This window comes from Streptomyces sp. 8L (assembly GCF_020176795.1).
In the GTDB taxonomy this organism is placed as follows: domain Bacteria; phylum Actinomycetota; class Actinomycetes; order Streptomycetales; family Streptomycetaceae; genus Streptomyces.
In genome coordinates this window covers 3,416-9,301 of the sequence record NZ_JAIUKE010000469.1, presented here as the reverse complement: position 1 = coordinate 9,301, position 5,886 = coordinate 3,416, and the positions used below count along the sequence as shown (strand labels likewise).

Annotated in this window: 4 protein-coding genes and 1 pseudogene; all 5 read left to right on the top strand. The window is 76.7% G+C overall.

Annotated elements, in window-relative coordinates; translation table 11 throughout:
- Positions 1 to 1,079 (top strand): ADP-ribosylglycohydrolase family protein (locus LCE31_RS31350; protein WP_225020377.1); only part of this gene is annotated, 1,079 nt, incomplete at its 5' end.
- Between the two features lie 92 nt (positions 1,080 to 1,171).
- On the top strand, positions 1,172 to 2,407 hold the full coding sequence (locus LCE31_RS31345; RefSeq protein WP_263632535.1) for an ADP-ribosylglycohydrolase family protein: 1,236 nt from the start codon (positions 1,172 to 1,174) through the stop codon (positions 2,405 to 2,407).
- Positions 2,404 to 3,552, top strand: a complete 1,149-nt coding sequence (locus LCE31_RS31340) for an ADP-ribosylglycohydrolase family protein (RefSeq protein ID WP_225020374.1) — start codon at positions 2,404 to 2,406, stop codon at positions 3,550 to 3,552. Before LCE31_RS31345 ends, LCE31_RS31340 begins: the two co-directional genes overlap by 4 nt.
- A complete protein-coding gene (locus tag LCE31_RS31335) occupies positions 3,549 to 5,048 on the top strand; it encodes an ADP-ribosylglycohydrolase family protein (RefSeq protein WP_225020372.1) in 1,500 nt (499 codons plus the stop codon). The genes LCE31_RS31340 and LCE31_RS31335 overlap by 4 nt, the downstream gene beginning before the upstream one ends.
- A pseudogene (locus LCE31_RS31330) lies at positions 5,045 to 5,786 on the top strand (PfkB family carbohydrate kinase); the annotation flags it as partial. The gene LCE31_RS31335 and the pseudogene LCE31_RS31330, both read left to right, overlap by 4 nt.
- Positions 5,787 to 5,886 lie beyond the last annotated feature (100 nt).

Here is a 5,886-nt window from a genome sequence, read left to right as displayed (position 1 = left end):
CGCCCGCACCCTGCGCCCCGTCCGGCGGCGGGCCGCGGCGCCCGCCGCCCGCACCGGGCAGCCCCCGCGACCGGGCCGGCGGCGCCCTCACCGGGCTCGCCGTCGGCGACGCGCTCGGCGCGCCCGCGGAGAACATGAAGCCGTCGCAGATCAGGCAGCGCTGGGGCCGTATCGAGGACTTCGTCTCGGACAACCCCGCGGGCACCGACGACACCGAGTACGCGATCCTGTCCGGACTGCTGCTGGCCCGCCACGGCTCCGCGCTCACCGTCGGCGACGTGGAGGCCGCCTGGCACCAGTGGATCGCCGACCGCAACGAAGGGCCCTTCCGGGGAGCGGGGTTCAGCGAACGCGGCACACTGGAGAACCTGCGCAGAGGGCTCGCCGCCCCGATCACCGCACAGCACCGGCACGCCTGGAGCGACGGACTCGCGATGCGCGCCGCGCCCTTCGGTGTGTTCGCGGCGGGCAGGCCCGCGGAAGCGGCCCGCCTCGTCGCGATCGACGGCACGGTCAGCCATGAGGGCGAGGGCATCTACGGCGGGCAGGCCGTCGCGGCGGGGGTGGCCGCGGCGATGGACACCCGCGACGGTACGACCGTGATCACCGCGGCCCTGTCCGTGGTGCCGGAGGACTCGTGGACGGCGCGGTCGCTGCGGCGCGCCGTGACGGCGGCGCGCCGGCTGCGGCGCGACACGTCGCTGACCCGGCTGGACCGGGAGCGTGCGCTGAGGTCGACGGTCGTGATCGGCGGCTACCCCTGGACCGATCTGGCACCCGAGGCCGTCGGCCTGGCGTTCGGCGCGTTCGCCCTGGCGGGCGGCGACTTCTCCGCGTCCGTGCTGGGCGCGGTGAACATGGGCAGGGACGCGGACACGACGGCCGCGGTCGCCGGGGCGCTCGCGGGCGCGCTCGGCGGGGTCGGCTCGATCCCGGAGCGCTGGTCGTCGGCGGTCCGGCCGGTGCTCGGCTCCTGCCTGCCGGCCATGGCGGGCCAGCACGTCCAGGACATCGCTGACCTCCTCGTGCCGGACGACAGGGACGTGGCACCCGGCCACGGCGGGCGGGCCGCCTCGTGAGCGCCGCCACCCACCGCACACGCCAGGCCCCGGTGCCCGGTTCGGGCGCGCCCGGGGCGCCGGACGCGCCCGCAGGCGAGCGCGTCGCGGGGATGCTGCTGGGGCTCGCGGCCGGGGACGCGGCGGGCTGGCCCGCGGCGCGCCACCGGGCCGCGCGGATGCCGGAGTGGACGCGCCGGCTCACCCGCGAACTCGACACGTTCGCGGAGCAGAACGCGACGACCACACTGCCGGTGCCGATCGCGCTCAACCAGCCGCCCGAACCGCTGCGGCTGGGCCCGTCGGACGACGCCGAGTGGGCCGCCTTCACCGCGCAGGCGGTACTCGCCGCGGGCGCGGGACACGTTGACGACCCGAGCCGGGACCGGCGGGTGCGCGCCGCCGTGGACCTGGCCTGGATGTCGCTCGCGTCGGAGATCTCGTCGGCCGCGGCCCGCGCGCCCGAGGTCGAGTCCGCGATCATCCCACTGCGCGCCCGGATCTCCGTACGGGCCGGGCTCGGCAATCTCGCCACCGGCCTCAGACCGCCCGCGACCGGCCACGACAACCCGCACTTCTTCGACGACGCCGCCTGCGTCCGGGCCTGCGTGCTGGCCGTCGTGCATCCCGGCGACCCGGAGGCGGCGGCCGGCCTCGCCGAGTTCGACGCCCGCTACACCCAGGACGGCGACGGGGTGCACGGGGCCCGTGCGATGGCGGCCGCGGTCGCGCTGGCGCTCGCCGGTGCGGAGCCGGAGGAGTGTGTGGAGGCCGCGCTCGCGCAGCTTCCGGCCGGCTCCGAGATCGCCCGCAACGCGGCGCACGCCGTCGCACTGGCCCGTGCGGGCGACCGGGGTGCGCCGGGTCGGGCGTTCGGGCTGATCCCGCTGCTCGAGCACCAGATCATCGACCACGTCTACAGCTACGGCATCGCCGCGGCCGAGACCGTGCCGGCCGCGCTCGCGCTGCTGCTCGCCTCGGACGGAGCGGTCGTGGAGGCGGTGCCCGCCGCCGCCTGCATGTCCCGGGTGGCGGATTCGGCGCCCGCGCTGGCGGGCGCGCTCGCGGGAGCGGTCAGCGGCGCCGGGTCGCTGCCCGCGCCCTGGCGCGACGCCTGCAGGACCCTCGCGGGCTGCGCGCTGCCCCGGCTCGCCGGGTACGACCTCGTCGATCTCGCGGACCGGCTCGCCGCGGCCTGGCCGGCCTCCGGCTCGTCCGGAGCGGCCGTCGCCCCGCCCGGCGTCCCCCGCGCTTCCCGCGCCCCCGGCAGCGACGCCGGGGGCTCTCAATCCGCCGCGCACACCACGCGTCCCACGCACACCGCCACGGAAGGACCCCACGCCCCATGAAACCGACTCTTGAGGACCGCGTGACCGGATGCCTGATCGGCGCCGCGGTCGGTGACGCGCTCGGCGGCCCGGTCGAGGGCTGGACCCCGGAGCAGATCACCGAGCGGCACGGCGGGCGGGTGGACGGCATCGTCGGCCCGTTCTACGGCGACGACTGGCGTACGGCGCGGCCGATCGCGCCGTACCACAAGGGTGACGGGCACGTCACCGACGACACCCTGATGACGCACGCGCTGGTACGCGTGTACACGACGGTGCGCGATCACCTCGACGCGTACAGCGTCGCGGACCACCTGGTCCCCGACCTCATCACCAACCCGCGCTGGATTCCGGAGCTGGAGGCCGAGGCCCTGCCGCTCCAGCGGATCTTCCTGGCCGAGAAGTGGATCGTCGCACGCCTGCACTACGGGCACGTCGATCCGCGCGAGGCGGGCGTCGGGAACATCGTCAACTGCGGTGCCGCGATGTACATGGCACCGGTCGGCGTGGTCAACGCGGGCCATCCGGACGCCGCTTACGCGGAGGCGCTGGAGGTCGCCGCACCGCACCAGTCGTCGTACGGGCGGGAGGCGGCCGGTGTGTTCGCCGCGGCGGTGGCCGCCGCGTTCACCCCGGGTGCCACCCCGTCGAGCGTGGTGGGCGAGGCCCTGCGGCTGGCGAAGGACGGGACGCGCGCCGCGATCGAGGCGGTCTGCGAGTGGGCCGCGTCCTACGACGACTGGGAGGAGGCGCTCGTTCCGCTGCGCGAGGCGGTGGCCCCGTACGACACGGTCGGGCCTCGCTACCGCGAGCCGTCGCTCGGCGCCCGGCGCCCGTCGCGGCTGCACAGCATCGAGGAGCTGCCGCTGGCGCTCGCGATGCTGCTGATCGGCGACGGCGCGTACCGGCCCACCGTGCTCGGTTCCGTCAACTACGGCCGGGACTGCGACTCCATCGCGACGATGAGCGGCGCGATCGCGGGCGCGCTGGGCGGCAGCGGCGCGGTGCCCGCCGAGTGGAGCGACGAGGTCGCCCGGGCCAGCCGGCTGGACCTGCACGGTCCCGCGGCGGAGCTCGCGGCGGTCACCCGCGAGGTGTTCGCGAAGGACACGGAGCGCCGCAGGGCGCACGAGGCGGCGTTCGCCGAGCTGGCCGGTGCGGTGTGACGACGCTGCGTCTGACCTGGGTGCAGCCCGAGGACCTGGTCGGCCACGAGCTGCGCCAGGCGGCCGAAGACGGTCGCGACGCGGGGAGCGTGCGCCGTCGGTGGCTCGCGGCCGGCGGGGAGCTCGCGCCGGAGCGTGCGGGTGCCTCGCCGGGCCCCTGCGATCCCGCGCTGCGGGCGCTCGCCCTCGATCTGCTGGACGAACTCGCCGAGCTGGATTGCCCGTCGGCGGCCGGCGAGCCCACGGACCTGGCCGCGATCCGCGCGCTGCGGGCGGCGCCGGATACGTCCGCGCGGGCCGGTGCTCGCGCCTCAAAGCCCGTCAGTGCCCTCGCCTCCGAGCCGGTCGGTGCTCTCGCCTCCGGGCCGTTGACCGCCCGGCTGGAGGCGGCGTGGCTCGGCAGGGCGGCCGGCTGCCTGCTGGGCAAGCCGGTGGAGAAACTGCCGCTCGATGGCATCCGTGCGATCGCCGCGTCCACCGGCAACTGGCCGCTCGACACCTGGTTCACCGAGGCCGGGCTCGATCCCGCGATCGCGGCACGTCACCCGTGGAACCGCCGCAGCCGCCCCACCTCGCTCGCCGAGAACATCGACGGGATGCCGGAGGACGACGACCTCAACTATCCGCTGCTGGGACTGCTCGCGCTGGAGCGCTACGGGCACGGCTTCGGCACGCGGGACATCGCCGAACTGTGGCTCGGTGAACTGCCTGCGGGCCGTACGTTCACCGCGGAGCGTGTGGCGTACCGCAATCTGCTGGAGGGTGTCGAGCCGCCGGGGACGGCGTCGCGGCGCAATCCGTTCCGGGAGTGGATCGGGGCGCTGATCCGCGCCGACGTCTTCGGCTGGACCCATCCGGGCGATCCGGTGGCGGCGGCCGACGAGGCCTGGCGGGACGCGGTCCTCACGCACACCGCGAACGGTGTGTACGGGGCGATGTTCGCGGCGGCCGTGGTGGCACGTGCGGCGGGCGGCGGCGCGGACGTGCACGCGTGCCTGGCGGCGGGTCTCGCGGTCGTCCCGCCCGGCTCGCGGCTCGCCGCGGCCGTCCGGTGCGGCATCGACGCGGCCCGCGCCGAAGGGTCCGGCACGCCGGAGGGGTTCGCGGCCGTCGTGGACGAACTGCACGCGGCGTACGGGCATCACCACTGGGTGCACGTGCTGCCCAACGCGGCGCTGCTGGCAGCCGCCCTGACCCATGCCGACGGCGACTTCACGGGCTCGATCTGCCGGGTCGTCTCGGGCGGTTGGGACACCGACTCCAACGGCGCGACCGCGGGTTCGGTCGCGGGGCTGCTCGCGGGCTCCCCCGGCGCGCTGCCCGGCCGGTGGACCGGCCCGCTGAAGAACCGGCTTGCGACGACGGTCGGCGGGCTCGACGGCATCGGCTTCGACACGCTGGCGCGGCGCACCGCCGCCCTGGCCGTACCCCCGGCGCACGGCGCGTCCGGGGTACGGACCGCTCCGGCACCACGGTCCGAGGAGGCCACTCGATGAGCTCCGCGCACGGCACACCGGGCGGGCGTGGTACGGCCCGCGCGAGGATCGCGGTCCTCGGCAGCACGAACATGGACCTCGTCACGTACACACGGGTCGCGCCGGGCCTCGGCGAGACCGTCACCGGCGAGTCGTTCCGTACGGTGGCGGGCGGCAAGGGTGCCAACCAGGCGATCGCCGCGGCCCGCGCCGGCGGTGACGTCGCCATGATCGGCGCGGTCGGCGACGACGACTTCGGGCCCCGGCTGCGGGGCGTCCTGGACGACGCCGGTGTCGCGACGGGCGCCCTGCGCACGGTGGAGGGCGCGAGCGGCACCGCGCACATCGTGGTGGACGGCGAGGGGCACAACGCGATCGTCGTGGTGCCGGGCGCCAACGGCACCGTCTCCGCGCTGACCGAGGCGGACGAGCGGGTGGTCGCCTCGGCGGGCACGCTGCTCCTTCAGCTCGAACTGCCCCTGGACGGTGTGCTCGCGGGCCTGCGCGCGGCGCGCGGACACGGCGTCCGTACGGTCCTGACTCCGGCGCCCGCCCGGCCCCTGTCCGACGAACTGCTGTCCCTGGTCGACCTGTTGGTGCCGAACGAGCACGAGGCTGCGGCCCTCACCGGCCACCGGGACCCGCGCACGGCGGCGTGCGCCCTGCTGGATCGGGTGCCCGAGGTGGTGGTGACCCTGGGCGCCGAGGGATGCCTGTACGCACGCCGGGGCGCGGAGCCGCTCGCGGTGCCCGCGCGCCGGGGCGGGGGGGGGGGGGGGGGGGGGGGGGGGCGGCGCGGCGGGCGGGGGGGGCGGCGGGGGCGCGGGGGGCGGGGGGGGGGCGCGGGGGGCGCGGCGGC

What these genes read in the sequence shown, in the direction of transcription:
- LCE31_RS31345 (WP_263632535.1), top strand. Translation starts at nt 1,172, where the DNA reads ATGCTGCTGGGGCTCGCGGCCGGGGACGCGGCGGGCTGGCCCGCGGCG.
- LCE31_RS31340 (WP_225020374.1), top strand. Translation starts at nt 2,404, where the DNA reads ATGAAACCGACTCTTGAGGACCGCGTGACCGGATGCCTGATCGGCGCC.